We start from the raw sequence: 26,469 nt of genomic DNA, 5'->3' as shown, positions 1-26,469 counted from the left end.
GGACCTTCCCCCTCGCTGCGCCCTCCGGCGTTCCCCGTCAGCCGGCCCGCATGCGCGCCGTCCCGTCGGCCTTCCTGCCGCTTCTCCTGGGGTTCGCGACCTGCCCCGCGGGCGCACAGACCACCGACACGAGTTGCTACGTCACCGGTGGCGGGACGCTGGAGATCTGCCGGGGGAGCGAGGCCGAGGGGGTGTTCTTCGCGCCCCCGGCCTGTGAATCCGCCAGCAGCGTGCAGGTGATCCGCACCACGCCCGGCACCGGCCCGCTCCAGGCCGTGTACCAGGCCGAGACGCCCCCGGTCGCCAGGAAATCCCGGCGCGGTGAGACGGCCGGGGCCTGCGCGCCGCGCCGCGCCACCAACGCTCTCGACGGCGGCTCGGTCCGCTCCGGCGCGATGCCGGAGCAACTCGCCACCACGATGCCGCCGACCCAAGGACGCCTGTGGGAGATGGCCCGCGAGGTTGCCCGCAGCCAAGAAGGCACTCGCGGTCAAGAAGGTACTCGCAGCGAAGAAGGCGGCGGCGCCCAGGAGGGCGGACGCCGCCGCGGCCGTCGCCGGGCCGAATCCCCGCCCGCGCCGGCGCCCGAGCCCGCCAGCGAGGGCATCGCGGCCCGGCATCCGATGACGGTGGCGGGGCGCGCCTGGGGCGGGGATGCCTACAGCTACGTGTTCTTCCTCGCGGCGGTGCCCACCGAGGCCGGCAATCGGCACGCGCTGCTCCAGGCCCGCACGCTGGACTTCAAGGGCTTCGACATCCGCGGCCGCACCGAGGCGGGGACGGTCTGGACGCCGTTCGGCGCGGACCGTCCGGCGGAGCGCTCCCGTCGCGGCCGGTCGCGGACGCCCGAGGCGCCGAGCCCCAGCGCCGTTCTCGACGAGACCGGAGCGGCGATCATCGGCAACTGCGCCGGGCAGGGCTTCGACCGCACCGATCTGGTCGGCGCGATCAGCGTGGTCGATCAGGTCTATCACTACTACTACACCGACGTGCTGCCCTCGGACTGCAACGAGCCGGCGGCGACCCGGCGGATGGGCCTCTACCTGCGGACCAGCCGCGACCTCACCGCCGACCGCGTCTGGTCGCCGGCTCGGACCGTCGTGGAGCCGCTGCCGGCCCAGAGCCTGGTGCGGGTGGCTAAGGCCCGGGACATGGACCGCTGGGTGGCGGCCTATCGCTGCAACCGCCCCGCCAACACCATGGACGGTCCCGTCGCCGACATCTGCGTGCAGTACACCGCCGACCTCGCGCCGGGCTCCCTCGCGGGCCTCACCTGGTTTTCGGAGCCGCAGGCGATCATGCGCTCCACCGCCTATCTCGGCCTGCGCTCGGGCGGCGACGGGTCGGGCCGCTTCGGGCGCAGCCAGCACTTCTGGATGACGGACCGCTACGGCAACCTCGCGACCCCGACGAGCTATCGCGCCAAGGCCGGCTTCCTGACCTGGCTGGACCGGCTCGCGCCAGGAGCGGGCGGCGCGAACGCATCGAGCGTATTCGGCCGCCCCGTCTACTGGGCGACCTGGTCCGTGCGGCCGGTGGCGGCGAAGTAGCGCCTCAGCCGCGGGCCGGGGCCAGGGGGGACGTCGCCGCCGAGGCCTCCGCGGAACCGTCCGTCTCCGCATCCCGCTCGGCGTCCATCTCGCCCTGCCATTGGGCGACGGCCGCCGTGGCGAGGCCGTTGCCGAGGACGTTGGTCACGGTGCGGCCCATGTCGAGGATCTGGTCGACTCCCATGATGAGCAGGATGCCCGCCGCCGGCAGCCCGAACATCGGCACGGTCGCGGCCACCACCACGAGGGAGGCACGCGGCACGCCGGCGATGCCCTTGCTCGTCACCATCATGACGAGGAGCATGGTGAACTGCTCGGCCACCCCGAGATGGATGCCGAAGGCCTGAGCGATGAACAGCGCCGCCATCGCCTGATACATCATCGAACCGTCGAGGTTGAACGAGTAGCCGAGCGGCAGCACGAAGCCGGTGACCCGGGGGCGGACGCCGAACGTCTCCAGCACCTCGACGGTGCGGGGGAAGGCGGCCTCGCTGCTGGCGGTGGAGAAGGCGAGGATCATCGGCGCCCGCAGCAGGTCCAGCAGGCGCACCACCCGGTGGCCCAGCGCCAGCCAGCCGGCCCCGATCAGGAGGATCCAGAGTACCGCGAGGCCGAGGTAGAACGCGCCGATGAACTTGCCGTAATCGATGAGGACGCCGAGGCCCTGCACGGTGATCACGGCCGCGATGGCGGCGAAGACCGCGACGGGCGCCAGGCGCATCACCGCGTCGGTGACGGCGAACATCACCCGGGCGAGACCGTCGATCATGTGCACCATCGGGTCGGCGTAGCGCCGGTCGATCACGCTGAGGCCGGAGCCGAAGAAGATCGAGAACACCAGGATCTGCAGCACCTCGTTGGTGGCCATGGCCGAGACGATGCTGGTCGGGAACACGTGGGTGAGGAAGTCGCGCAGGTTGAGGGAGGCGGCTTTGAGCCCGGACTGGGCCCCGGCCTCCGGCAGGGGCAGGGCGAGGCCGGCCCCCGGCTGGAACAGGTTGGCGACGAGGAATCCGAGGGTCAGCGAGACCACGGAGGCGGTGAGGAACCAGCCCATGGCGAGGGCCGCGACCCGGCCCACCGCGCGGGTGTCGCCGAAGCTCGCGATGCCCGACACGATGGTGGCGAAGACCAGGGGTGCGATGATCATCTTGATCAGGCGCAGGAAGATGTCGGTGCAGAGGGTGAAATAGCCGGCGATCTCCTTGGCCTCCGTCGGCCCCGCCGCCATCCCGTGCAGGACCGCTCCCACCAGGATGCCGAGGACGAGCCCGAGGCCGGTGTAGAGGGTGAGCCGGCCGGATTTCCTGCCGTCCGCCTTGGCGTCGCCGTGCGTCATGGTGTTCCTCCCTGTGGGGTGTTGTTGGCGCCGTGCCGGCGCTCTCTCCCGCGGGTCATGGCGTGACCCGGTGGTGCGGTGATGGGCGCGGCGCCACGCCGTCTGGCCCTTGCCCCCTCTCCCGCAGAGGGGCGGGGAGCCATCCTCAGGCCGCCGCGAAGGCCTGCGGCCGGGTCAGGCGGTCCGGCTGCAGCACGGCGTCGAGCTGCGCCTTGGCCATCAGGCCCTGTTCGAGGACGAGTTCGTAGACCCCGCGCCCGGTGGCATGGGCCTCCAGGGCCACGGCGGTGGCGTTGCGATAGCCGATATAGGGGTTGAGGGCGGTGACGATGCCGATCGATTGCTCGACGCTGGCCCGCAGGCGCTCGCGGTTGGCGGTGATGCCCCGGACGCAGTGCAGGTCGAGGGTGATGCAGGCCGCGCGCAGGTGGGTGAGGCTGTTGAACAGGCTGTAGGCGATGATCGGCTCGAAGGCGTTGAGCTGGAGCTGACCGGCCTCCGCCGCGAAGGTGATGGTCACGTCGTTGCCGATGACCTCGAAGGCGACCTGGTTGACCACTTCGGGGATCACCGGGTTCACCTTGCCGGGCATGATCGAGGAGCCGGCCTGCCGCGCCGGCAGGTTGATCTCGTTGAAGCCGGCCCGCGGCCCGCTGGAGAGGAGGCGCAGGTCGTTGCAGGTCTTCGACAGCTTGACGGCCACCCGCTTGAGCACCCCCGAGAGCTGCACGAAGGCACCGCAATCCTGCGTCGCCTCGACGAGATCCTCGGCGGTCTGCAGGGGGATGCCGGTGATCTCGGACAGCCGTGCACAGACGCGGGCGGCGTAGAGCGGATGCGCGGTGATGCCGGTGCCGATGGCGGTGGCCCCCATGTTGATCTCGCGGATCAGCAGGGCGGCTTCCCCGAGCCGGGCCTCGTCCTCGCGCAGCATCAGCGCGTAGGTGCCGAATTCCTGGCCCAGCGTCATCGGCACCGCGTCCTGCAGCTGGGTGCGGCCCATCTTGAGGATGTCGGCGAACTCGGTCGCCTTGGCGGCGAAGCTGCCGCGCAAGGCCGCCATCGCGTCGATCAGCCGTCGGATGGCGCCGGTGGCGGCGATCTTCAGGGCCGTCGGGTACACGTCGTTGGTGCTCTGGCCCATGTTGACGTGCTCGTTCGGGTGCAGGTGCTCGTAGGCGCCGCGCTCGTGGCCGAGGATCTCCAGCGCCCGGTTGGCGATGACCTCGTTGGCGTTCATGTTGGTGGAGGTCCCGGCTCCGCCCTGGATCAGGTCGACCACGAACTGGTCGTGCAGGGCGCCGGCGCGGATCTCCTCGCAGGCTGCCACGATGGCATCCGTGCGGGCCGCGTCGAGGAGGCCGAGCTCCCGGTTGGCCAGCGCCGCCGCCTGCTTGATCGCCGCGAGCGCATTGATGAGGTCCGGGCAGTCGGCCAGGGTCCGGCCCGTGATCGCGAAGTTCTCGACCGCCCGCAGGGAGTGGACGCCGTAATAGGCCGCCTGCGGCACCTCCCGGTCGCCCAGGAGGTCGTGCTCGGTGCGGGTCGGATGGCCATCAACGGGAATGCGGGTCACGGCTCTCTCCTGGCGTCCGGACGTCCGGGGTCCGAAGCGATAGGCATGCGGATGCGGTCCGGCACGGTGTGCCGGTCGGGAATCGGCCACGCGGGCGCGGCGGCGCAGCCGCGCGGACGGCCTCGCCTCGAGTCTGCGTGGAGGGTCGGAAGGGTCGCGCCCGCGACGCGCCGCGGGACGGGTGCGGCTCGGTGCGCCGCCGGGGAGGGCAGTAATCCCGCTCCGACGCCAGCGCCAATGCTAGTTTCGACCGAGATTATTCCTGTAACGCATAGTTTGGTTCGTCGAGGGCAGCGGCGGCCCAGACCGCATCGAGGAAGGGCCGGGCGCGCTCGGCGCTGCGATAGAGCCGGATCTCCATCAGCATCTCGGCGCTGACGACCGCCAGGGCGCCGGAGGCGATCTCCCCCGCCACCAGGCTGACGGGGAGCCAGGCGACACCGTGGCCGGCCAGCGCCATGGAGCGCAGGGCCTCGGCCATGGAGTTCTCGTTGGTGTGGATCGGGTAGGTGACGGGCGCACCCTCCGCGGATTGGGCGATGGCGGCGAGGAGGCCGAGGAAGGAGCCTCGCGAATACTGCAGCAGCGGCCGCCGTCCTTCGCGGTCGGGCGGAAGGCCGTTCGGGGCGGCCACCGCCACGAGGCTGTCGCGTCCGATCACCCGATGGGGATAGCGCTCCGGGTCGAGGGGCATCGGAATCCCCGGATGGTGATAGGTCAGCAGGAGGTCGTAGCCGCCCTCCACCAGCGCCTGGACGCAGATGTTGAAGTTGTCGGGCAGGACCCGGCTCGCCATCGGCCCGACCGCCTCGCGGATGCCGTTCAGCCAGCGCGGCAGGACGGAGAGGCAGAGGGAGTGGAGCGCGGCGATCGTCACCACCGGCAGGCTGGTGCGTTCGCTGCGAGTGCGGAAGTCGGCGCGGCTGAGGGTGAGGAGGCGCAGGACCTCCTCGGCGGTCTCGAGGAACTGGCGTCCGTCCGCCGTGAGGGTGATGGGGTAGGTGCTGCGATCGAGCAGCACCGTGCCGAGCCAGACCTCAAGGGACCGGATGCGCCGGCTGAAGGCCGATTGCGTGACGAACCGCGCCTCGGCCGAGCGCGAGAAGCTGCGCGTCTCGGCGAGGCTGATGAAGTCCTCGATCCACTTGAGTTCCATCGTCGTCCTTCGGCCCCGCGCCCCGCGTGCTCCGAGGACCGGTCGCGAACTCTCGCATCCACCCGCGCGACGCGGCAAGGTGGGGCCGGCCCCGCGCCTCCGCCGCGCGGTCCGTCCCTTGCTGGGCGTCCCGGCCCTGATTCCCAGAAAAGAGAGCCGCGCATGCGCCCGAGCCCATCCCCCGAGTCCGCGCCGCGCCAGCCCGCCCGGGCCGCCATCGCCGCCTTCGTCGGCACCACGATCGAGTGGTACGACTTCTTCATCTACGGCACGGCCGCCGCCCTGGTGTTCGGGCCGCTGTTCTTCGCCGAGGCGACGCCCTTCGTCGCGACCCTGGCGGCCTTCGGCACCTTCGCGGTGGGCTTCCTCGCCCGGCCCCTCGGCGGCGTGGTCTTCGGCCATGTCGGCGACCGGCTCGGGCGCAAGCGGGCCCTCGTCGTCACCCTGGTGATGATGGGGCTGGCGACCACCGGCATCGGCCTGCTGCCCACCTATGCCAGCATCGGGATCTGGGCGCCGGTGGCGCTGGTGTGCCTGCGCATCCTCCAGGGCATCGCCGTGGGCGGCGAGTGGGGCGGGGCGGTGCTTCTCGCCGCCGAGCACGCGCCGAAGGGGCGCGCGACCTTCTTCGCCTCCTTCGCTCAGCTCGGCAGTCCCGCCGGGCAGATCCTGTCGCTGCTGGCCTTCCGCCTCGCCGGGCTGATGGACAAGGACAGCTTCCTCGCCTGGGGCTGGCGCCTGCCCTTCCTCGTCAGCATCGTCCTGCTCCTCGTCGGCCTGTTCATCCGCCTCGGCGTCGGCGAATCACCGGACTTTCAGGATGCTCGAACCGCGGAGAACCGGGCGGCGGCCCCTGCCCAGGCCCCGATTCGCGAGGTCCTGGCCACCAGCCTGAGGCCGCTGGCCCTGGCGGCGGGGGCCAACACCTTCGCGATCGGCTCGGTCTACCTCTTCAACACGTTCATGATCACCTACACGACCCAATATCTCGGCCTGCCCCGGGCGACGATCCTCGACGCATTGCTGGTGGCGGCCTGCGTCCAGCTGGTGATGACGCCGGTGGGGGCGCGAATCGCCGAGGTCATCCGCAACGAGCGCCTCTTCCTCCAGGGCACCCTGATCTGGGCGATGCTGGCGCCCTACCCCCTCTTCCTCCTGGTCGATCTCGGCTCCGTCCCGGCCCTGATGCTCGGGCTGGCCCTCAACGTCGTTGGCAGCGCCACCTTCTACGCGGTCATCGCCGGCTACGTGGCCGGCGCCTTTCCGACCCGGGTGCGCTACACCGCCATCTCGGTGGCCTACCAAGTCTGCGGCGCGGTGGCGGGCGGGCTCACCCCGATCATCGGCACCATCCTGGCCGAGCGCTTCCAAGGCCATTGGTGGCCCATCGCCGCCTTCGGCACCACCCTCGCGGCGATCTCGTTCGTCTGCGTCACCGCGCTCGGCCGCGACCGGGCGCGAGCCCGGCCCCCGGAGCCCGCCCGCGCCTGACGGGGGTGGGCCATGCTCGGTCCTGCGGCGGTCGCCCCTTGCCCCGGAGCCTCACACCTTATATTGCGACGCGATAGCTCGATCCCGTGACCCGGCGCAGCCGGCCGCATTCCTGCGGCCCGTCGCGTGACGGGCTCTTCTCGCTTCCGGATACCCTATGAAGCTTCGCAATATCGCCATCATCGCCCACGTCGACCACGGCAAGACGACGCTCGTCGACAAGCTGCTGTCGCAGTCCGGATCGTTCCGCGAGAACCAGCGCGTCGAGGAACGCGCCATGGACTCGAACGACCTCGAGAAGGAGCGCGGCATCACCATCCTGGCCAAGGCGACCTCGGTCGTCTGGAAGGACACCCGCGTCAACGTCGTCGACACCCCCGGCCACGCCGATTTCGGCGGCGAGGTGGAGCGCATCCTCTCGATGGTGGATGGCGTGATCGTGCTGGTCGACGCGGCCGAAGGCCCGATGCCCCAGACCAAGTTCGTGGTCGGCAAGGCTCTCAAGATCGGCCTCAAGCCGATCGTGGCGATCAACAAGGTCGACCGTCCGGATGCCCGCATCACCGAGGTGGTGAACGAGGTGTTCGACCTGTTCGCGGCTCTCGACGCCACCGACGAGCAGCTCGACTTCCCGATCCTCTACGGCTCGGGCCGCGCCGGCTGGATGGCGACCTCGCCGGACGGCGACCAGAGCGAGGGCCTCGCGCCGCTGTTCGACCTCGTCCTGGCGCACGTGCCCCAGGCCAAGGTCGAGGACGGCCCGTTCCGGATGCTCGGCACCCTGCTGGAAGCCAACCCCTTCCTCGGCCGCATCATCACCGGCCGCATCGCCTCCGGCACCGTGAAGCCGAACCAGGCCATCAAGGTCATGGACCGCACGGGCAAGCTCGTGGAGACCGGCCGCGTCTCGAAGATCCTGGCCTTCCGCGGCCTGGAGCGCGCGCCCATCGACATCGGTGAGGCCGGCGACATCGTCTCCATCGCGGGCCTCGTGAAGGGCACCGTGGCCGACACCTTCTGCGACCCGCAGGTCGAGACCCCGATCCAGGCCCAGCCGATCGATCCGCCCACCGTGACGATGTCCTTCATCGTCAACGATTCGCCGCTCGCCGGCACCGAGGGCGACAAGGTCACGAGCCGCATGATCCGCGACCGCCTGTTCAAGGAGGCCGAGGGCAACGTCACGCTCAAGATCGAGGAGGCCGCCGACAAGGATTCGTTCTTCGTCTCGGGCCGCGGCGAGTTGCAGCTCGCTATCCTGATCGAGACCATGCGCCGCGAGGGCTTCGAGATCGCCGTCTCGCGTCCCCGCGTGGTGCTCTCCAAGGATGAGAACGACAACGTCCTCGAGCCGGTCGAGGAGGTCGTGGTCGACGTCGACGAGGAGTATTCCGGCGTCGTCGTGCAGAAGATGTCCGAGCGCAAGGCCGAGATGATCGAGATGAAGCCGTCGGGCGGGTCCCGCCTGCGCCTCGTCTTCCATGCGCCCACCCGCGGCCTGATCGGCTACCAGGGCGAGCTCATGACCGACACCCGCGGCACCGCGATCATGAACCGGCTGTTCAAGGCCTACGAGCCCTACAAGGGCGAGATGCCAGGCCGCCGCAACGGCGTGCTGATCTCGAACGACAAGGGCGAGGCCGTGGCCTACGCCATGTGGAACCTCGAGGACCGCGGCCCGATGATGATCGAGCCCGGCGCCAAGGTGTACCAGGGCATGATCATCGGCGAGCACAACCGCGAGAACGATCTCGAGGTGAACGTGCTCAAGGGCAAGAAGCTCACCAACATCCGCACCACCTCGAAGGATGAGGCGGTGCGCCTGACGCCGCCGATCCGCATGACCCTGGAGCGCTCGCTCGCCTGGATCCAGGACGACGAGCTGATGGAGGTCACGCCGAAATCGATCCGGCTGCGCAAGACCTACCTCGACCCCAACGAGCGCAAGCGCTTCGAGCGCTCGGGCGGCGTCGCCTAAGCGCACCCACCCACCCCACGCACTGACGACACGAGGCCGGGCGAAAGCCCGGCCTTTTTTCGTTCCGCTTCCCCAACTCCAGCACCTTCGACAGCGCGTGGGAAGACCCAAGATAACACCTAGAATAAATTCTGATCCAACGTTAGGTTGGATCATGTCGAGCGTTCCCGTCACCGATCCCCCCGGCCTCGCAGGATTCCTTGGTTCGCCCGTGGGTCGGACCGGGTCCCGCCCCCGCGGGGTGCCAGCCCCTTCGGATCCGTCCGGTCCCTTCGGATTCAGGGCGATGCCGCCTGCGCGGCGGTGTCCTGCTCCGCCGCGTGGCGAAGCCCGCCGGGCGGGCGAGCCCGTCCGTCTTCGCCCGGGTGCCGGTCCGGCGATCGGCTGACCCCGGAACGCTCGTTCGAGACGGATGCGGATGCGTTGGAGTGTGTCGGATGGACCTGCAGCGAGGCCGCGAGTTCGATCAGTTTCTCCAGGTCCTGGACCGGTTGTGCCAGCGATTCGCGAAATATCGCCCGGAGTATCGTAGGGGCCTGGACGAATACTCGCTGCGAAACGAGTACCTGGATCCGTTCTTCGAGGCCTTGGGCTGGGACGTCAGGAACACGAAGGACGATCCGCCCTTCATGCGAGACGTGCGGGTCGAGTACAGGGCCTATGATGGAATCATCAACGGCAAGGCCGATTACGTGTTTCGGATCGGCGGCTTCGACCGGTTCGTCTGCGAAGCGAAGAAGTTTCCCGAGAAGCTCGAGAACCATCGGTTCCAGCTGCAGAACTACGTCTACAACCTGCGTCTCTGGATCGGCCTGACGACGAATTTCGACGAGCTGAACCTGTTCGTCGTCGGGGGGAAGCCGAGCCGGGAGAAGCCGTTCAGCGTCGTGCCGGGCTGGCGCCTCTGCTACCAGGACTACCGGGATGCGGCGCCCAAGATCTGGGATCTGCTGTCACGGCAGGCCGTCGCGGCCGGATCGCTGGAAGCCTTCATCCAGAACCTGCCCAAGGTCACCTCCCGGACCGACCGGCAACTCTGGCTGATCAAGCCGGACCGCAACCGGGCCGTCGATACCGATTTCCTGCAGTATCTCGAAGGCGAGCGCGCCCGGCTGGCCAAGTCCCTGATCCGGCACAATGCCGCCCTGCACTGGGACGTGGACGCGATCAACGAAGCCGTCCAGGTGATCCTCGATCGCCTGATCTTCCAGAGGGTCTGCGAGGATCGCGACATCGATACCTTTCAGACGCTGCGGCAGGCCCTGGCGCTTTGGGAGCGGCACGGACGCCGGAAGGGCGAGTTGTGGACCCTGATCGTCGGCAACCAGGCGAACATGCGGGCGGCCTTCAACGGCGGGCTCTACGGACGGGCCGGAACGCCGTCCCACTTCGTCGAGTCCTGCGTGGTCGATGACCGGTGGCTCGCCGACTTCATCGATCATCTGGCCGGGGACGAGTCGCCCTACCTCTTCAGCACCCTGCCGATCGAGATCCTGGGCTCCGTCTACGAGCGCTTCCTCGGCTCGATCATCGATGGACAGGGGAACGTGACGCCGAAGCCCGAGATCTGGAAGCAGGGCGGCGTCTTCTACACGCCCGAACACATCGTCGCGCAGATCGTCGACGGCGCCCTGGCGCCGCTCCTCGAGGGCAAGACGCCGGAACAGATGCGCCGGATCCGGATCCTCGATCCGGCCTGCGGCTCCGGAACCTTCCTGATCCGTGCGCTGGAAAAGCTCTTCCAGGCGCATATCCACTATTACCATCTCAACGGCGACAAGCGGGACGGGAAATCCGTCTATGTCGACCCGCAGGGCGACCTGAAACTGACCAGCGAGCTCAAGAAGCGCATCGCCAAGGATTGCATCTTCGGCGTCGATATCGATCGCCAGGCGGTCGAAGTCTCGGAGATGTCGATCTATCTCAAGATCCTCGAGGGCGAGACCCAATCCACCCTGGGGCGGCAGAGGGTGCTGTTCCCGAACGAGACGTTCCTTCCGGACCTGTCCGGCAACATCCATGTCGGCAACAGCCTCGTCGGACAGGATGCCTACGCGCTTCTGCCGGCCGACCTGCGGATCACCGAGGCGAAACCGTTCTCCTGGGAGCTGTCGTTTCCGGAGGTCCGTGCCCGCGGCTGGTTCGACGCCGTCATCGGCAATCCGCCCTACGACGTCATCGAGAAGGCGCGCGGCGCGGCCTCCTGGCCGCACGATGTCTTCCGCGCCTACCTCGCCCGGACCGACCGCCTGGACGCCGCGAAGGGCGGCAAGCTGAACCTGTTCCGGTTCTTCCTGATCCAGAGCCTGCAACTCGTCAGGCACAACGGGTCCCTGGGCATGATCGTACCCATGGCGCTCCTGGCCGATTTCAGCTGCAAGAGGACCCGCCTCTCGCTCCTGGATCAGGTCGACGCGCTGCGCGCGCAGGCCTTTCCGCAGAAGGACATCCGCCAGCATCGCGTCTTCTACGATGCCAAGCTGTCGACGGTGGTCGTGGGAGGCCGCAAGCGCGCACCGTCCCGGCGCAAGCACAACCCGCGCATCGGCCTGCAGGTCTATCCCCGGGCATCCTTCGATGATCCCTCCCGCGACGTGACGATGCAACGGAGCGAACTGGCGGCCATCGATCCCCTGGGCCTGCCGATCCCGATCACCGATCAGGCCTCGTGGGAGCTGGCCAAGAAGCTGCATCAATCGAACTCGGTCGCGCGCCTCGACGGGATCGAGGGCCTTCGGATTGCCCGGGGCGAGATCAATCAGACGGTCTACCGCGCCTACATCACGGACGATCCCCGGCACAGCCGGCTCCTGAAGGGCGTCGAGGTCTCGGCTTACGCGATCCACCGTACCTTGAGCCAGGGGCGGGTCGAATGGTTCGACCGTGCGCGATACGAGCGGACCCACGTCACGCCGGATGCCGTCGGCGTCCGGCGCATCGCGACCCAGAGGATCACCGGCGTCGACGAGCGGTATCGGATCGTCGCGACTCTCTCGGAGCCGGGCTGGTACTTCGCCGATTCGACCAACGCGGTCGTCGTCGCTCCGACCTGCGGCCTGTCCCCGGAATACATCCTCGCCTGCCTGAACAGTCGGCTGCTGCAATGGCGATTCCAGCTCACCAGCTCCAACAACAATGTCGGAACGAACGAACTCGCCGCCCTGCCGATCCGGCTGCTCGACCTGGGGGATGCCGGCGAGGCGCGGACCCATGCCGCGATCGTCGCGCAGGTCGGGCACCTGCTGCAGCTCGGCGCGCAGCTCACCGCCCATCCGAGCCTCAAGGTCCGGGCGGAGGCGATCCCGCGCTTCCGGGAGGTTCGTTCCAGTCTCGATCGGACGATCGAGACCCTCTACAACCTGACGGCCGACGAGGCCGCCCTGGTCCATCGCAGGTTCGCGGCCCCGGCGTGATCGGCGACGGGCGGGACCGTCGATCGCTCACGTGTCCTTCGCCCGCTCCCGCAGCAGGTATTTCTGCACCTTGCCGGTCGAGGTCTTCGGCAGGTCTCCGAACACGATGTGGCGCGGAAGCTTGTAGCCGGCCAGCCGCTCGCGGCACCAAGCGATGAGGGCGTCGGCCTCCATGGTGGCGCCGGGCTTCAGCTCGACGAACGCCATCGGGGTCTCGCCCCACTTCGCGTCGGGGCGGGCCACGACCGCGGCGGCGGAGACGGCGGGGTGGCGGAACAGGGCGTCCTCCACCTCGATGGAGGAGATGTTCTCGCCACCCGAGATGATGATGTCCTTCGAGCGGTCCTTGAGCTGGATGTAGCCGTCCGGGTGCTTGACCCCAAGGTCGCCGGAGCGGAACCAGCCGCCCGCGAAGGCCGCCTGCGTCGCCTTCGGGTTCTTCAGGTAGCCGCGCATCACCACGTTGCCGCGGAACATCGCCTCGCCCATGGTCTCGCCATCGGCCGGCACGGACGCGCAGGTCTCGGGGTCGCGAATGTCGAAGCCCTCGAGGACGGGATAGCGCACGCCCTGGCGCGCCATCCGGGCGGCACGGGCCTCGTCGTCGAGGGCGTCCCAGTCGCGGTGCCAGGCATTCACCACGGCCGGGCCGTAGGTCTCGGTGAGACCGTACAGGTGGGTGACGTCGAAGCCGGCGGCGCCCATGGCGCCGAGAACCGCCTGGGGCGGCGGCGCGGCCGCCGTCAGGAAGGCGACCCGCCGGGGCAGGGGGCGGCGCTCCGCCTCGGGCGCGTTGAGGAGGAGCTGCATCACGATCGGCGCCCCGCACAGATGCGTGACGCCGTGCTCGGCCAGGGCCTGGTAGAGCGCGCCGGCCCGGACCTGGCGCAGGCAGACATGGGTGCCGGCGACCACCGACAGGGACCAGGGAAAGCACCAGCCGTTGCAGTGGAACATCGGCAGGGTCCAGAGATAGACCGGGTGCTGCCCGAGATTGCCCGTGATGACGTTGCCGAGGCAGAGCAGGGCGGCGCCGCGATGGTGATAGACCACGCCCTTCGGGTCGCCGGTGGTGCCCGAGGTGTAGTTCAGGGAGATCGCGTCCCACTCGTCGCCGGGCATCGCCCAGTCCCAGGCCGGGTCGCCCTCCGCCAGGAGCGCCTCGTAGCCGAGGCTGCCGACCGCCGTGCCGGGGCCGGTGAAGTCCGGATCGTCGACATCGATCACCAGGGGCTTGACCCGGGCCTGGGCCAGCGCCGGGGCCACGACCTTCGAGAATTCCCGGTCGGTGATCAGCACCTTGGCCTCGCCGTGGTCGAGGCAGAAGGCGAGGCCGGCGGCGTCCAGGCGGGTGTTCAGGGTGTTGAGCACGGCGCCGGTCATCGGCACCCCGTAATGGACTTCGATCATCTCGGGCGTGTTGGCGAGGATGACCGCGACGGTGTCGCCGCGCCCGATGCCGCGGGCCGCCAGGGCCGCCCCGAGGCGGCGGCAGCGCGCGTAGAGCTCGGCATAGCTGCGGCGCAGGGGGCCGTGGATCACCGCGCAGTGATCCGGGAAGACGCGCGCCGACCGGTCGAGGTAGCTCAGGGGCGTCAGCGGCTGGTAATTCGCCGGGTTGCGGTCGAGGTCCCGGTCATAGATCGATGGCGCGGCCCTGTCGGCCGTCGTCGAGGTCATCATCGGCGTATCTCCCTGTGGGGAGAGTACCCCGTCGCAGCATTCCGACAAATCGCCCCGGATCCTCGCCCACAAGGGGCCTTGCGCGGCGACGCAGGCCCTAACCGGCGGCGGCGCGGCGCCATGTCAGGTGGTAGGTGACCTCCCGGCCGCCGGAGCGGATCGGCGACGCGGTGCTCAGGCGAAGGGTGTCCCCCTCGAGGGAGACGAGGCGCGGCTGGGTCTGCCCGAGCCAGTTCGGGAACAGCGACACGGCCATCGTGTGGGAGAGCAGCCCCTCCGCCTCGATCCGGAACGGGCCGGAATAGGCGATGTAACCCATCGCCTGCGCGGCGAGTTCCTCGGGTGTGGCGACGAACCAGTCCCCGGAGGCGAAGGCGGGACGGCCCGGCCGCATGAGCTGCGCCGACATGTACCCGTCCGGCGTGTACAGGATCAGTCCCCGCGGGCTCTCGCCCAGCGGATAGGACGGGGCCGAGCCGTCGGTGGGCCTTTCCACGTACGATACCAGCGTCCAGGCTCCGATCAGCTGCGCGTGCAAGGTCCCGGTCATCATCCCTCCATGCCGGGTGACCGGCCTCGGCCGCGCGGCGGACGCACCCATGTGGAGCGGAACGCGTTGTCGACGCATCCGCTCCAGGCAGGGCGGGGACCTGTCGGCGTGGAGGTCTGTCCGGGCAGCGGGCGCGGGGAGCCGTCGGGCGGAGCGGGAGGAGGGTCGATCGAACGTCCCCGGCGGTCCTCGTCCCATGGCGGGGCGCCGTCCCGATCCTCGGTCCGGGCCTGTCCCATTGCAGGCTAATTGATAGGCCACTACCTTTTGGGGATCGGGGCGACCTGGCCTGCCCCGATCTGGTGGTCCAGGTTCGAAGTTCGTGCATCGTCGGTCGCGTGACGATGGCAGGGCGCGCGGTCGGCACTGAGCCGTTCGGTTCCGTTGGCCAGAGGATGACTTCGGGCGCAGGCGGCTGGTCGCTGAGCGACGAGTGCGGTCGGATGCTGTTGTCGTGCTTCCGCCATGGCTCGATCACGTCGCTGGCCTCCTTGAGGGCGAAGAACACCTCGCCGTCGAGGAGTTCATCGCGCAGCTTCGCGTCGAAGCTCTCGTAAGTCACCGTTCTCCCACGGACTGCCCGATTCGATGTAGGCGACCTCCGAGCCGACCGCTGCGATCCAATCTCGGACAGATCGAGCGATGAACTCAGGTCCGCTGTCCGAACGGATAGGGCCTGGCACCCCGCGCAGGCTGAACATGTCCGAGAGCACGTCGATCCCATCGAGCGCCTTCAGCTTACGGGCGACCCGGATCGCCAGGCACTCGCGGGTGAACGCATCGATGACGTTCAGCATCCGGTCCTTGCGTCCGTTGTGCGTCCGGTGCTCGACGACGTCGTAGGACCAGACGTGGTCAGGCCGCTCGGGCCGCAGTCGCAGGCAGGAGCCGTCGTCGAGCCAGAGGCGTGCCCGTTTCGACTGCCGAGCCGGAACCTTGAGCCCCTCGCGGCGCCAGATCCGTTCGACGCGCTTCACGTTCACCGTCCAGCCGTCACACCGGAGCAAGGCCGCAATCCGACGGCAACTGTCGCGCCCGTACTGGACGGCGAATGCGATGATCGCGGCCGTCAGAGCGGCCTCGTCTTCGACCAGGACGGCGGTCTTGCGTTGCGTCGAACGATGCTGCCCCAGGACGCGGCAGGCGAAACGTTCGGACACACCGTGCTCGGCCACGACGTCGTCGACACACGCCCGGCGGCGAGCCGGGCTCAGAAGTTTTGCTGGCGCTGCCCTTCGGGTCCCGAAGCTGCCTCCTTCAAGATCAGCTTCTCCAAGGTCAGATCCGAGTTCGCCCGACCAAGCCGCTGGTTCTCGGTCTCCAGGGACTTCAGCCGCTTGACCTGATCACCCTTCAGGCCACCGTACGCGGAGCGCCAGCGGTCATACGTGACCTCAGTCACCTCAGTGCACCGGATTGCTTCGGCAACCTTGCGACCTTGCGAGACCAGAACATCAACGTGGCGCAGCTTGGCAACAATCTCTTCAACCGTGTGCTTCTTCCGTCCCATGATGACATCCTCCACATGGCGCAAAGCCATACCTTAGGGAGGACCACTTTTTCAGGGGGCAGGCCAGGTGCCGGGATCGCGGGCGTCATCCGCCCCTCCAGGTAGCGCCGATCGTCCTGCCGATAGAGCGCTACCCAGCGCTGCGCGCCCTCAGCGCGTTCCGCACCGCGCCGGCCAAGGCCGACGAGCCCCGCCCCGGCGAGCGCGAGGCACAGATCAGAGCAGAGTCGAGCCTGTCCGGCGTTGAAGATCGCTGGGCGCATCAACAGCTTGGTGGCGATTGAAGCACGGGCCGACCTGATGTGCCTGTACGCCAGCCCTGAACACAACCGCCGCGATAACGGGCCGGAACAGATCGCGAAGGCGCTGCGCAGGTGGGTTGCCCAAACTGGCTCGCAGATCCAGTCCATCGCGTCGGGCTCATCTTCGGAGAATTGCTATCGCGAAAGCGTCAATCCGAGTTCCTATGGCTCGACAGTGAAGCAGTCTGCTGTGACTTGGCACAGAAACCGTTCCGCCATCTCGCAGATTAAGATGTTGGGCTTTGCTTTTTTAAAATATTCCCAGTCCACGGCCGGAGACCAAATGAAGTGTACTTCACGGAAGGTCTCCGCTAGCATGATAATGAGGCTCGCCGCCGAAAAGTGCGCGTAGGAATCGCCGACGAGCATCAAAGTCCGCGGGTCGGCGTCCGTGCTTTGATTCCGATACACGTGGTGTATGCCTCTATGCGATGAGGTCTGTTGCGACTCGAACAGCAAGGCCAGCGAATTCGCGTGGGTCCGGGTCGAATCTGACTGGAGATCGTAGAAAGTTCGTCGTTCTGAGCGTTCAGGATTTAATTTCGATCCAAGGTCGCCCGCAGAGACTTCCTCTCTGAAGGCCCTGCGATGAAAGTCATTGACCGGCTTGGCCCTGCATGACCGACAGATCTCCCGATAGGCAATCGTGCACCCGGCTAGCGTCCAATGCGTATCCGTCCTCTGATAAAGATCGCTCTTCGTCCGGTTCGCTCGAAAGTGGGAATAGAGTCGGATGTAGGATCGGCGTAGGATAGGGTGAAACAAGAGGTTCCGATGCAAGCGCTGGCTTAGTGAAAATTTAGGATCAATTGCAAGCTCGCCGAGCTGATCGTCGTAGATGTAGATCTTTTCCGGAGCGATCATCGTAAAATATCGGCAGTTTGCTTGTTTGGCTGCAAGATATCTTTGAGTGAAGATCTTCTGCCAAGCCTGAAGTTGGATGTCGATCTCGACGCTTCTCCTAGAGTGAACCAGGACCTTGTTGCTTCCCCCTACGAGGAAGAGCCATCCGTTGGTTCCTGTATGAACGTCGTGCTCAGACATGGCTCGGGTTTCGTGTTCTCGAGGGGGTTGTGCGCATGAGGTTTTTTCGAGTGTTCAATGCCCTACCAACGGTAAAAATTCCGAGAGATCTCTGAATTTCATCGCCGTAAACATGATCGTTCCACTGCGAGCTACTCACCCCGGCTGTGAAAAAGCGATAATGAAGCTCGCCGAACGTGATCCAGCGGAATGGCAACAGACTATCTCGGTTCCCTGTCTCTTCGGCTCCTTGTCTCTCCGACTACTTATCCCACAGGTGCCAGGGAGCAAAAGCGATTGCCGCGATGCATGCCATCAGGATCAGGATGGCCGGATGGTCGTACTGGATTGCGAATAAGAGCAGGCCAAAAAAGGCGGCCGTGATCCCGGCCATCGCAGCGATCGCGGACATGTTCATTGGGACTGTCGACCCTTTCCCGGCTTGACCGGCAGAACCGCGGTGCGCGTGGCTGCGTGCTTCACCGGCTCCGTGGCATCCTGGTTCGCGACCGCGAGGTCGGCCCGCTCGTACGAGCCTCCCGCCTCGGTAAGGTGATGAGGCAGGCGTCCCCGAACGGGAATGCCCGGGTGGTTGGGGCGGCCATGTCGGCGTCGACCGCGGCCATGACAGCCGCCTCGAAGATGGCCTTCGCCTTGTCGAGCTTGCCGGTTGTTGGGTTCCTGGCCAGGTCGCCGAGGTAGGGCGGTGTGACGCGACGTCACCGGCCGAACGTCCGCAGCGGCCAGCGTGTCTCGCTGATAGGTCGAGTTCACGAAGCGCATGCGGGTCTCGTGGACACTGGAAGCCGGCTTGAGGCCGGGCACCATGGCGACGCTGAAGCCGGGCCGAACGGTGCCGGACGCGGAGTGGGCCCCGAATATCTCACGTGTCGTCCGATCAAGGGCGACGGCCCGATCGACCCACGATCCAGGAAGGCGACGCCCAACAGCTTGAGCGAGCAGCGAGCGCGAGCCGAGGCGCCGAGAGCTGCCCTGTGATCGGTTGCCGCAGGTGAGCCGATCGAGGCCGCGGATACGTGCTGCCCACTATCGTCCGGGGTCAGTCGCCGGTCCGCACCGCCGCCCCTACCTCTCTGTAATCGTCGGGTGAAAGTGGTGCTGCTGGACAGGATTGAACTGTCGACCTCCTCATTACCAATGAGGTGCTCTACCACTGAGCTACAGCAGCTAAACGTCCTGGGTTGCGGCGAGGGCCGTGCGAACCGGACGGACGGGCAATTAGCCGATCATCATCTCCTTGGCAATCGCATCGCAGCGAATTGTGTCGGTTTCTCTCAGGCCGGTGGCCGAATTCCCACGGGCGCAGTGGGGACCCCGCGCGCCTGCCTCAGGCCAGGGCGCCGGTGTCCCGCTTGCAGGCGGCCCGGATGATCGCGGCGAGCCCCGCCTCCGCCACGGCGTCGGCCGCCTCGGACGGCTTGAACCAGCGGTCCTCGCGCTGGTGACGCTCGGGCCAGTGCTTGAGCTGCTTGCGCACCTCCAGGGGGAACACCTTCACCTGGCACAGGACCGCATCGCGGCTCTTCAGGCGCTTCTCGTAGAGGTAGAAGCCGAGGGGACGCTTGCCAACGGTGCCGAGGAGGCCGGCCTCCTCGTACGCTTCCCGGGCGGCGGCGTCGTAGGGCTTGCGCCCCTTCATCGGCCAGCCCTTCGGGATCACCCAGCGTCGGCTTTCCCGCGAGGTGATGAGCATGATCATGAAGCCGCCGTCGGGCATCCGCCGGAACGGCAAAACTCCAACCTGCCGTCGCGGGGCCAGATCCGCTTCGCCCGCATGCGCGCTCATCGGTCGGAAACGCCGGACCGACCAGCAAGTTCGACCCTGATGCGTCCGCGCCCGGGCACGCAACCGATCGACGGCCACGGCACTTCGTTCGCCGGAACCCGGTACCGGGTCGCGATGGCCTGCTGAACCGGTCGGTGAAGATCCACGATACGCTCAATCCCGCACAGGTGTGAACGAGGGCTTGTCCGCGGCATCGCGCGCTCGACAGCCCCGCCTTAGCGGCACTGTCCCGTCCGGTTCAAGAAAAACTTACCCGGCAAAGTTCCTGCGCGTCTCCCAATGACGGCGTCTGGAGACAGGCGCGGGCGGGCCGGCACCCTGCTCCCTCACCCGGCCGCACTGAGGTTCTCGATCAGGGCGTTCAGGTCGGCCCGCATGGCCTGCACCTCCGGCTCCGACATGTTGAGCTGGCACATCACGGATTCCCGCACGGCGGCCGCCTCGGCACGGAGCCCCTGTCCACGCGGCGTGAGCGCGATCTCGACCTCGCGCTCGTCGGAGCGCCGGCGGCTCCGAACAAGGAAGCCCGCCACCTCCAGGCGCTTCAAGACCGGGGTCAGGGTGCCGGAATCGAGACGCAGGCGCCGCCCGATCTCCGAAACCGTGATGCCGTCGGTCTCCCACAGCACCAGGAGGACGAGGTATTGCGGGTAGGTCAGGCCCATCCGCTCCAGCATCGGGCGGTAGGACTTCGTCATCCGGTGGGCGGCCGCGTAGAGGGCGTAGCAGAGCTGGTTGTCGAGGAGCAGCGGATCGGTGAGGGGCGCGGTTGTCTCGCGAGGAGCGTCCATCATGCATGCCATGCCACTGAAATCCCGAAGCCCCCGACGTCCCAGCAAGACGACGGGGAACGCCCCTGCGGACAATCGAGGATAGCGGACGTAGATGGCTCTAGTATATGCCTGTTTCGCCGCAGCGGTAACAGGATCCCGGCCTTCTGTAGCCCAACCGAATTCGGGGATGTTCGCCGGCTGAGCCGGGATCAGTGGTGTCCCGACGGGGTCAGGCCGCCGCGCTCTCCGGCGGATGCTCCGCGATCAGCACGACGATGTCGCTCCAGCGCGAGACGAAGGCGGCGACGCAGTCGGGATCGAAATGCGTCCCGGCATGCGCTTCGATGTGCTGGCGCGCCCGCTCCAGAGACCAGGCCTTCTTGTAGACCCGCTCGGAGATGAGGGCATCGAACACGTCGGCCACCGCGATGATCCGGCCGGCCAGGGGGATCTCGGTGCTTCTCAGGCCCTGGGGGTAGCCCTCGCCGTCCCAGCGCTCATGATGGGTCAGCGCGATGTCGGAGGCGAGCTGCAGCAGGTGGGAGGGGCTGTCGTGAAGCATGCGGTAACCCCGAAGGGCATGCTGCTTCATCTCCTCGCGCTCGGCCTCGGTGAGGGCGCCCGGCTTCATCAGGATATGGTCCGGGATGCTGATCTTGCCGATGTCGTGCATCGTCGACGCGAAGGCGATGTCGTTCGCCTCCTGCTCCGAGAGGCCGAGGCCCTCGGCGATCGCGATGGCGCAGCCGGCGACGCGGGTCAGGTGGCCTCCCGCCTGGTCGTCGCGGAACTCCGCAGCCAGCATCAGGCGGCGGATGATCTCCCGCTCCCGGGCGGCGGCCTCGACGACGGCCCGCTCGACGGTATGGGCCGCCACTCGGCCCTGGTGCTCGGCGGCCCGGCGGGCGAGGGCGAGCTCGATCAAGTTGCCGACCCGGGTCCGCAGAGCGAAGGGATCTACCGGATACGCCATGACATCGGTGGCCCCGGCAGCCGCGGCTTCGCGCCGGACCGGTTCCGCATCCTCGGGTGCGATCAGCAGAAGCGGCGTCCGGGCCAGCGCCGCCCGGCTGCGCACCCGTGCGATCAGCGCGAGCACCGCGCGCGAATCCTGGGCACCCGCCTCGACCACGACCAGGTCGCAGGCCGGCAAAGGCCCACGATCGGTCGCGAGATCCTGCGGCAGGCCGGTGACCGGGCGGATGACGCAGCCGAGGGGGGACAGCACGCGGATGAGATGCAGGGGCGCGGAGCCGGCCAGGATGGCGATCACGGCAGTGGCGGCGTCCAATGCCATCCCTCGGCTTCCCGATCCTGTAAATCCCCGTACGGCGCCCAAGGCGTCGCCGACGGTTTCCCGATTCCGCGTCCCTGAGACCCTCGCACCGGTCCGGTTAAGCAACGCTGAAGGCCTCGGCGTACCTGACCTGCACGGAGGCCGGCCACCTCGTCCGCTCCCCCCACGCTTTCCCGCGATCCCCGCTTGTGAAAGCCGGAGCACTCGTGCTAGTGACCGCCCGTCTCATCGAGGCGCCTTCGCGGAGAGGTGGCAGAGCGGTTGAATGCACCGCACTCGAAATGCGGCATGCCTGCAAGGGCATCGGGGGTTCGAATCCCCCCCTCTCCGCCATTCTATTTCGTGGTTCAACGTCAGTCACTTAGCCTGGTACTGGCAAGGCGTTTGTAGTTTTTTTTTGGGTGCCGTGTTGTAGCAGCCGCGCCCTATCGGATCGTGTCGGTCATCGGATTCTCGGTGATCCAGACGATCCGGTCGTCCAGCCCATAGGGACTGACAGCGCGCCGGCCCAGAGCCGGATGCTCGCCCACCGTGATGTCGTGCGGCCCTTTTCCAGGCTCAAGGGCCCTACCAAAGGGCAGACCCCTCCAAAGGGGGCTGCTCACGCTTCCTGACGCGACCTGGCCTGCACCATCGCCTGCGGATGCCGTCTGGAGACGGCTCAAGACAAAGCGGCCCGAGCTTGCGCAGGGAGAGACACTTATCCCGGCGCTATAGCGATATTGTTCCACCAAATAGCCTGTTTTGTCACTATATCGTGTTGCGCCTCGGCGCTATAGCGGCCTACCTGGATTGATAAAGCGCGGTGCAGAAAAGCATCGTCAAACATCAGGGAGGTTCGTATGGCTGCTGCGATGCTGTCCGGGACGGTCTTTGCGGATCTCAACGGCAATGGCGCCCGCGAGGCGACGGAGACGGCCCTCGCCGGCTTCGCGGTCGATCTGCTCGCCGCCGACGGGAGCGGCAGCGTGCTGGCGACGGTCAAGACCGACGTGAGCGGCACGTACGCCTTCGCCAACATCGCGGGTGGCACCTACGCGGTGCGTTTCACGCCGCCGACCGCCGGATATCGAGGCAGTGCCGGGACGACGGGGACGGATGGCCGGACGCTCGTCACCAATCTGAGCGTTCCCGGAAACACGGTGACGGTCTTCGACGAGGGATTCTCCAAGGCGGGCACGATCGCCGGGATCGTCTTCACCGACGCGAACGGGAACGGCGCCTTCAACGCGGGCGAAGTGCTGACCAACGGCGTCGATGTGAAGCTCTACAATGACATCGGCGTCCTCCTGGCCACCACGACGTCGAGCAACAAGGACGCGTTCCGGCCGGGCACGAGCGGCGTCTACAGCTTCCAGAATCTCGCCCCGGGGACTTACACGGTCAGCGTGACCGCACCGGACGGCAAGGTCACGAGCGGCGCATCCACACTCACCGAGAGCGTCACCAGCGGTGCGGTTCTCAGTTCACAGAACTTCGGTGTGAAGAACAATCCGCCGACGGTCAGCCTGTCCGGGACGATCTTCGGCGACGCGGATGGCAACGGACTCCAGTCGGCGAGCGAAGGGGGCATCCGCGGCGCCAGCCTGCTCCTGCGCGACGCGGTCACCGGGGACACGCTGAAATCCACCGTCACCGACTCCGCCGGGCACTACAGTTTCGGGACGACGGCGGGCAGCTATCTGATCACCGTCGCGACCCCGGCAGGCCTGAAAGGCACCGTGCCGACCACAATCGCGACGGGGCGCGTCGCCGACGGGGCGTCGAACGCGCAGCTCAATGTGGGGTTCGCGGCGGATCCGGTCAGCGACAAGACCGATGCGATACCCGGGACCACCGTGCTCAACGTCGTGCTTCGCGGCCAGTCCAACACCTACTTCCCGACGCTGTACGGCAACCTGCCGAAACTGAAGGCCGCCATCGAGGCGCAGCTGGGATTTGACGGAGTCCAGCAGGTCGTCAACGTCATCGGCACGCATGACAATGCGAATGGGGCCAACACCGAGTGGCCCGGCACCGGGATGCTCACCGACTGGCTGACCCCGGTCAATGGCGACTACCGGAACGGATGGACCGCCAACCAGCAGGAAATCGGCCTTCTGAACACGATCGGGCAGCTTCCGGCTGCCCAGAGGGCCGCGCCAACGGCCATCGTCTGGCTGCACAACGAGAACGACAGCCAGAACACCAACCTCACGACGGCCATGTGGGAGAGCGCGGTGCGCTACGAGGCCGGCCTCGTGCGCGGCGTGCTCGGCCAGGATGCGGCCACCGTCCCCTACCTGTTCGTCAACGCCATCCCGTTCCCCGCGCAGACGGCGGGAGTCACCCGCACGCAGCCGATCCAGAACCAGGCCATCCGGGTCGGGCAGGCCGAGCTCACCGAGGACAAGGCCTTCAACGCCGGCTACGCCACCCACCAGGCGAGCGACGTCAACATGGACGTGAACGCCAGCGGCCTTCCGTCTACCCCAGGCGATCTCCACGTCGACCGCGCCGACGGTGCGCAGATCTTCAACCGGATCGCGCTGTCGGTGGCCGAGGAGTTCAAGGCCTCGGCCCGCCCCGGCTCGCCCATGGCGCTGGCCGGCGGCGACATCGACGATGACGGCCCCCACGTGGTGCGCGCCGACCGCGTCGCCGGCGCCGCCAACCAGCTCCTGCTCACCGTCGAGTTCGACCAGGCCACGGCGATCAAGGCCCTCGGAAGCGCCGCCGCCGCCGGGACCGGCTGGAGCCTGCGCCCCGATTGGAGCGTCGGAACCAGCCAGGCGCTCGCCACCCGGGCCGAGATCGTCGACGCCACCCACATCCGGCTGACCTTCGACCGCGACGTCCCCGCCGCCACCGAGCTGTTCTACGGATGGGGCGGCGACCGCATCGCCCTGCCCGGGCAGCCCGGCATCGGCGCCGCGATCTACGACGCCAACAACCTGCCGCTCTGGGTCGATCCCCGCGGCCTGGCGGTCACCAGCCCGAGCGTCGGCCCGGGCCCGATCGCGGTCCAGGCGATCGCAGACAGCGGCACCGGCATCGACGCCGGCGGCAACGGCCTGCTCAAGGCCGGGGCCGTCGTCACCCTGGCCGTCCAGTTCGCCGCCGCCGTCGACGTGACGGGCGCGCCCGTGCTGACCCTGAGCAACGGCGCCACCGCCGCTTACGCGGGCGGGTCCGGAACGACCACGCTGCGCTTTGCCTACGTGGTGGCCCCCGGCCAGGACGTGCAGGACCTGGCCGTCACCGGCATCGGCCTGACGAACGCCGCCCTGGTCGGCCAAGACGGCAGTCCCGTCGCCCTGGCCGGCTTCGTCACGGCGATGCCCGGCACCCTGACCATCGACACCACCGCGCCCGCCCTGGCCCTGACGCAGACCCCGTCGGCGACGATCGAGGCGACCTCCGCCGCGGGCGCGGCCGTACGCTTCGCCGCCACGGCGACGGATGCCGTGGATGCCCACCCGAGCGTCGCCTTCACGGAGGGCGGTGCGGTGGTGACGTCGGGCCAGGTCTTCGGCCTCGGCAGCCACACGGTCACCGCGACCGCGCGCGACGCGGCCGGCAATCTTGCCGACCCGGTCGCCTTCACCTTCGCGGTGACCACCACGCCGGTTACCCGGGCGGACGCGGTCAACCTCGACGCGCACACGATCGCGAGCGGAAACGTGCTCGCCAACGACGTCGATCCCGGTGGCGGTGCCTTGCGGGTCGCGTCGGTCCACTCGGATTCCGGAACGACCTACGCTGTTCCGACGAAGGGCAGCGTCACGGTCGCGAGCGCCCATGGCGCCCTGACGATCGAATCCGACGGGCATTATACCTATCTGGGCCGGAGCGCCGGCTCCGACACGTTCACCTACTCCGTCGCAGATGGCCGTGGGGGCAGCGCCTCGGCCGCGCTCACCGCCACCGTGGCATCGGCCGCGCCCGCAACCGACGCGACCTTCGCCTTCGCCTTCGCGCAGGCGAGCCTCACCTATCGAAGCGGCGACGCGCTGCTGACCGGGCCGGATGGCGTGGTGCACAACGTCACCGGCATCGGCCATCTCCACTTCACCGACGGCACGATCGACGAGGCCGACGGATCGCCCCTCGTCGACGACCTGTTCTATTACGCCGCCAACCCCGATGTCTGGGAGATGCAGGTCGATCCCGACCAGCACTATGCCCAGTCCGGCTGGCGCGAAGGGCGCGACCCGAATCCGCTGTTCTCGACCTCCGGCTACCTGGCGGCGAACCCGGACGTCGCAGGGCCGGCATCGACCCCCTCGCGCATTACGATGAGTTCGGCTGGCGCGAGGGACGCAACCCGTCGCCTTCGTTCGACGCGAAAGCCTACCTCGCCGCGAACCCGGACGTGGCTGCGGCGGGCATCGATCCCCTCGCGCATTATCTCGAGTTCGGGCGGACGGAGGGTCGCACGGAAGCGCCTGTCTCAGCGACGGCACCGACGACACCGACGGCACCGACTCTTCCGACCACACCGATCGTCGACCAGCTCGACGGCGACTTCGATGCCACCTACTATCTCGACCGCAATCCGGACGTGGCCCGTGCGGCCGCCGCATCCGGCGTCGCACCGGACAGCTTCGCCTTCACGCATTACCTGCAGTTCGGGGCTGCCGAGGGGCGCGACCCGGACGCCTATTTCTCGACGAAGGGCTACCTGGCCGCCTACCCTGACGTGGCCGCAGCGGGCCTGAATCCGATGCTTCATTACGAGGATTTCGGATGGCGCGAGGGCCGCAACCCGTCGGCCCTGTTCGACACCCAGGCCTACCTCGCCGCGAACCCGGATGTCGCCGCTGCCGGTATCGATCCGCTGGCCCATTATCTCCGGTACGGCATCCTCGAACATCGCGACCTTGCCTGACGCGCGACGTGCGAGAGCCGCGGCGGTGGGGGTCTCCCCGAACCGCTGCCGGAGGGGAGCGCCCTGGCGCCGCGATCCGGCCGCCGTCGGGCAGGGTCGGGACTGGTCGGCGGGCGCTCCGGCATCGTGGGCCAAGCTGCGAGACGAAGCG

14 protein-coding genes, 2 tRNA genes and 4 pseudogenes are annotated in these 26,469 nt (G+C 68.0%); 8 read left to right on the top strand and 12 right to left on the bottom strand.

From position 1 onward, the window contains the following. Positions 1–50 precede the first annotated feature (50 nt). Positions 51–1,550, top strand: coding sequence for a hypothetical protein (locus AC0IY1_RS18140; RefSeq protein ID WP_471771352.1), 1,500 nt, complete (start codon positions 51–53; stop codon positions 1,548–1,550). 4 nt (positions 1,551–1,554) lie between these two features. Here the strand turns inward: AC0IY1_RS18140 and AC0IY1_RS18135 are convergent, their stop codons facing one another. From AC0IY1_RS18135 to AC0IY1_RS18125, 3 genes are all read right to left on the bottom strand, one after another. Then, positions 1,555–2,889, bottom strand: coding sequence for a dicarboxylate/amino acid:cation symporter (locus AC0IY1_RS18135; RefSeq protein WP_471771350.1), 1,335 nt, complete (start codon positions 2,887–2,889; stop codon positions 1,555–1,557). Between the two features lie 145 nt (positions 2,890–3,034). Continuing rightward, positions 3,035–4,465: an aspartate ammonia-lyase gene (gene aspA, locus AC0IY1_RS18130; RefSeq protein ID WP_471771348.1), complete on the bottom strand. Its 1,431-nt coding sequence runs from the start codon at positions 4,463–4,465 to the stop codon at positions 3,035–3,037. A gap of 256 nt (positions 4,466–4,721) precedes the next feature. After that, positions 4,722–5,621 carry a LysR family transcriptional regulator gene (locus tag AC0IY1_RS18125; RefSeq protein WP_055945797.1) on the bottom strand — a complete coding sequence of 300 codons (900 nt, stop codon included), beginning with the start codon at positions 5,619–5,621 and terminating at the stop codon, positions 4,722–4,724. Between the two features lie 162 nt (positions 5,622–5,783). Between AC0IY1_RS18125 and AC0IY1_RS18120 the strand changes: the two genes are divergently transcribed. The 3 genes from AC0IY1_RS18120 to AC0IY1_RS18110 all read left to right on the top strand — a co-directional run bounded on the left by AC0IY1_RS18120 (position 5,784) and on the right by AC0IY1_RS18110 (position 12,503). Next, positions 5,784–7,112, top strand: a complete 1,329-nt coding sequence (locus AC0IY1_RS18120) for an MFS transporter (protein ID WP_471771346.1) — start codon at positions 5,784–5,786, stop codon at positions 7,110–7,112. Positions 7,113–7,269: 157 nt separating this feature from the next. Beyond that, positions 7,270–9,090 carry a translational GTPase TypA gene (typA, locus tag AC0IY1_RS18115; RefSeq protein ID WP_471771343.1) on the top strand — a complete coding sequence of 607 codons (1,821 nt, stop codon included), beginning with the start codon at positions 7,270–7,272 and terminating at the stop codon, positions 9,088–9,090. Between the two features lie 437 nt (positions 9,091–9,527). Beyond that, the gene (locus AC0IY1_RS18110; protein ID WP_471771341.1) at positions 9,528–12,503 is read left to right on the top strand and encodes an Eco57I restriction-modification methylase domain-containing protein; all 2,976 of its coding nucleotides are present in this window, start codon (positions 9,528–9,530) and stop codon (positions 12,501–12,503) included. A 27-nt stretch (positions 12,504–12,530) separates the two neighbouring features. Here the strand turns inward: AC0IY1_RS18110 and AC0IY1_RS18105 are convergent, their stop codons facing one another. The 3 genes and pseudogenes from AC0IY1_RS18105 to AC0IY1_RS18095 form a co-directional block, all read right to left on the bottom strand. Next, positions 12,531–14,186 (bottom strand): acyl-CoA synthetase, encoded by a 1,656-nt coding sequence (locus AC0IY1_RS18105; protein WP_471771339.1) that lies wholly within the window; start codon positions 14,184–14,186, stop codon positions 12,531–12,533. Positions 14,187–14,283: 97 nt separating this feature from the next. After that, positions 14,284–14,736 carry a lipocalin-like domain-containing protein gene (locus AC0IY1_RS18100; protein WP_471771337.1) on the bottom strand — a complete coding sequence of 151 codons (453 nt, stop codon included), beginning with the start codon at positions 14,734–14,736 and terminating at the stop codon, positions 14,284–14,286. Positions 14,737–15,058: 322 nt separating this feature from the next. Further along, positions 15,059–16,246, bottom strand: a pseudogene (locus AC0IY1_RS18095) (IS3 family transposase); the annotation flags it as partial. Between the two features lie 219 nt (positions 16,247–16,465). On the opposite strand from AC0IY1_RS18095, the pseudogene AC0IY1_RS18090 reads away from it, so the two are divergent. Next, positions 16,466–16,702 (top strand): annotated as a pseudogene (locus AC0IY1_RS18090) (IS3 family transposase); the annotation flags it as partial. Positions 16,703–16,710: 8 nt separating this feature from the next. On the opposite strand, the gene AC0IY1_RS18085 reads toward AC0IY1_RS18090, so the two are convergent. The 6 genes from AC0IY1_RS18085 to AC0IY1_RS18060 all read right to left on the bottom strand — a co-directional run bounded on the left by AC0IY1_RS18085 (position 16,711) and on the right by AC0IY1_RS18060 (position 21,448). Beyond that, the gene (locus AC0IY1_RS18085; RefSeq protein WP_471771335.1) at positions 16,711–17,592 is read right to left on the bottom strand and encodes an alginate O-acetyltransferase AlgX-related protein; all 882 of its coding nucleotides are present in this window, start codon (positions 17,590–17,592) and stop codon (positions 16,711–16,713) included. Positions 17,593–17,833: 241 nt separating this feature from the next. Further along, complete coding sequence (locus AC0IY1_RS18080; protein WP_471771334.1) at positions 17,834–17,989, bottom strand: hypothetical protein; 156 nt, start codon at positions 17,987–17,989, stop codon at positions 17,834–17,836. A gap of 696 nt (positions 17,990–18,685) precedes the next feature. Then, a tRNA-Thr gene (locus AC0IY1_RS18075) sits at positions 18,686–18,760 on the bottom strand. 159 nt (positions 18,761–18,919) lie between these two features. Beyond that, complete coding sequence (locus AC0IY1_RS18070) at positions 18,920–19,378, bottom strand: NUDIX hydrolase (protein ID WP_055957640.1); 459 nt, start codon at positions 19,376–19,378, stop codon at positions 18,920–18,922. Positions 19,379–19,704: 326 nt separating this feature from the next. Next, positions 19,705–20,169 (bottom strand): MarR family winged helix-turn-helix transcriptional regulator, encoded by a 465-nt coding sequence (locus tag AC0IY1_RS18065; RefSeq protein WP_181017394.1) that lies wholly within the window; start codon positions 20,167–20,169, stop codon positions 19,705–19,707. Positions 20,170–20,380: 211 nt separating this feature from the next. Continuing rightward, the gene (locus AC0IY1_RS18060; RefSeq protein WP_471771331.1) at positions 20,381–21,448 is read right to left on the bottom strand and encodes an HD-GYP domain-containing protein; all 1,068 of its coding nucleotides are present in this window, start codon (positions 21,446–21,448) and stop codon (positions 20,381–20,383) included. A 243-nt stretch (positions 21,449–21,691) separates the two neighbouring features. Between AC0IY1_RS18060 and AC0IY1_RS18055 the strand changes: the two genes are divergently transcribed. The 3 genes and pseudogenes from AC0IY1_RS18055 to AC0IY1_RS18045 form a co-directional block, all read left to right on the top strand. Further along, positions 21,692–21,781, top strand: a tRNA-Ser gene (locus AC0IY1_RS18055). Positions 21,782–22,290: 509 nt separating this feature from the next. Continuing rightward, a pseudogene (locus AC0IY1_RS18050) lies at positions 22,291–25,347 on the top strand (SdrD B-like domain-containing protein); the annotation flags it as partial. Positions 25,348–25,638: 291 nt separating this feature from the next. Beyond that, positions 25,639–26,318 (top strand): annotated as a pseudogene (locus AC0IY1_RS18045) (alkaline phosphatase); the annotation flags it as partial. Positions 26,319–26,469: the final 151 nt, after the last annotated feature.

The organism is Methylobacterium sp. AC690, assembly GCF_979256535.1.
This window is presented reverse-complemented; position numbering and strand designations above follow the sequence as displayed.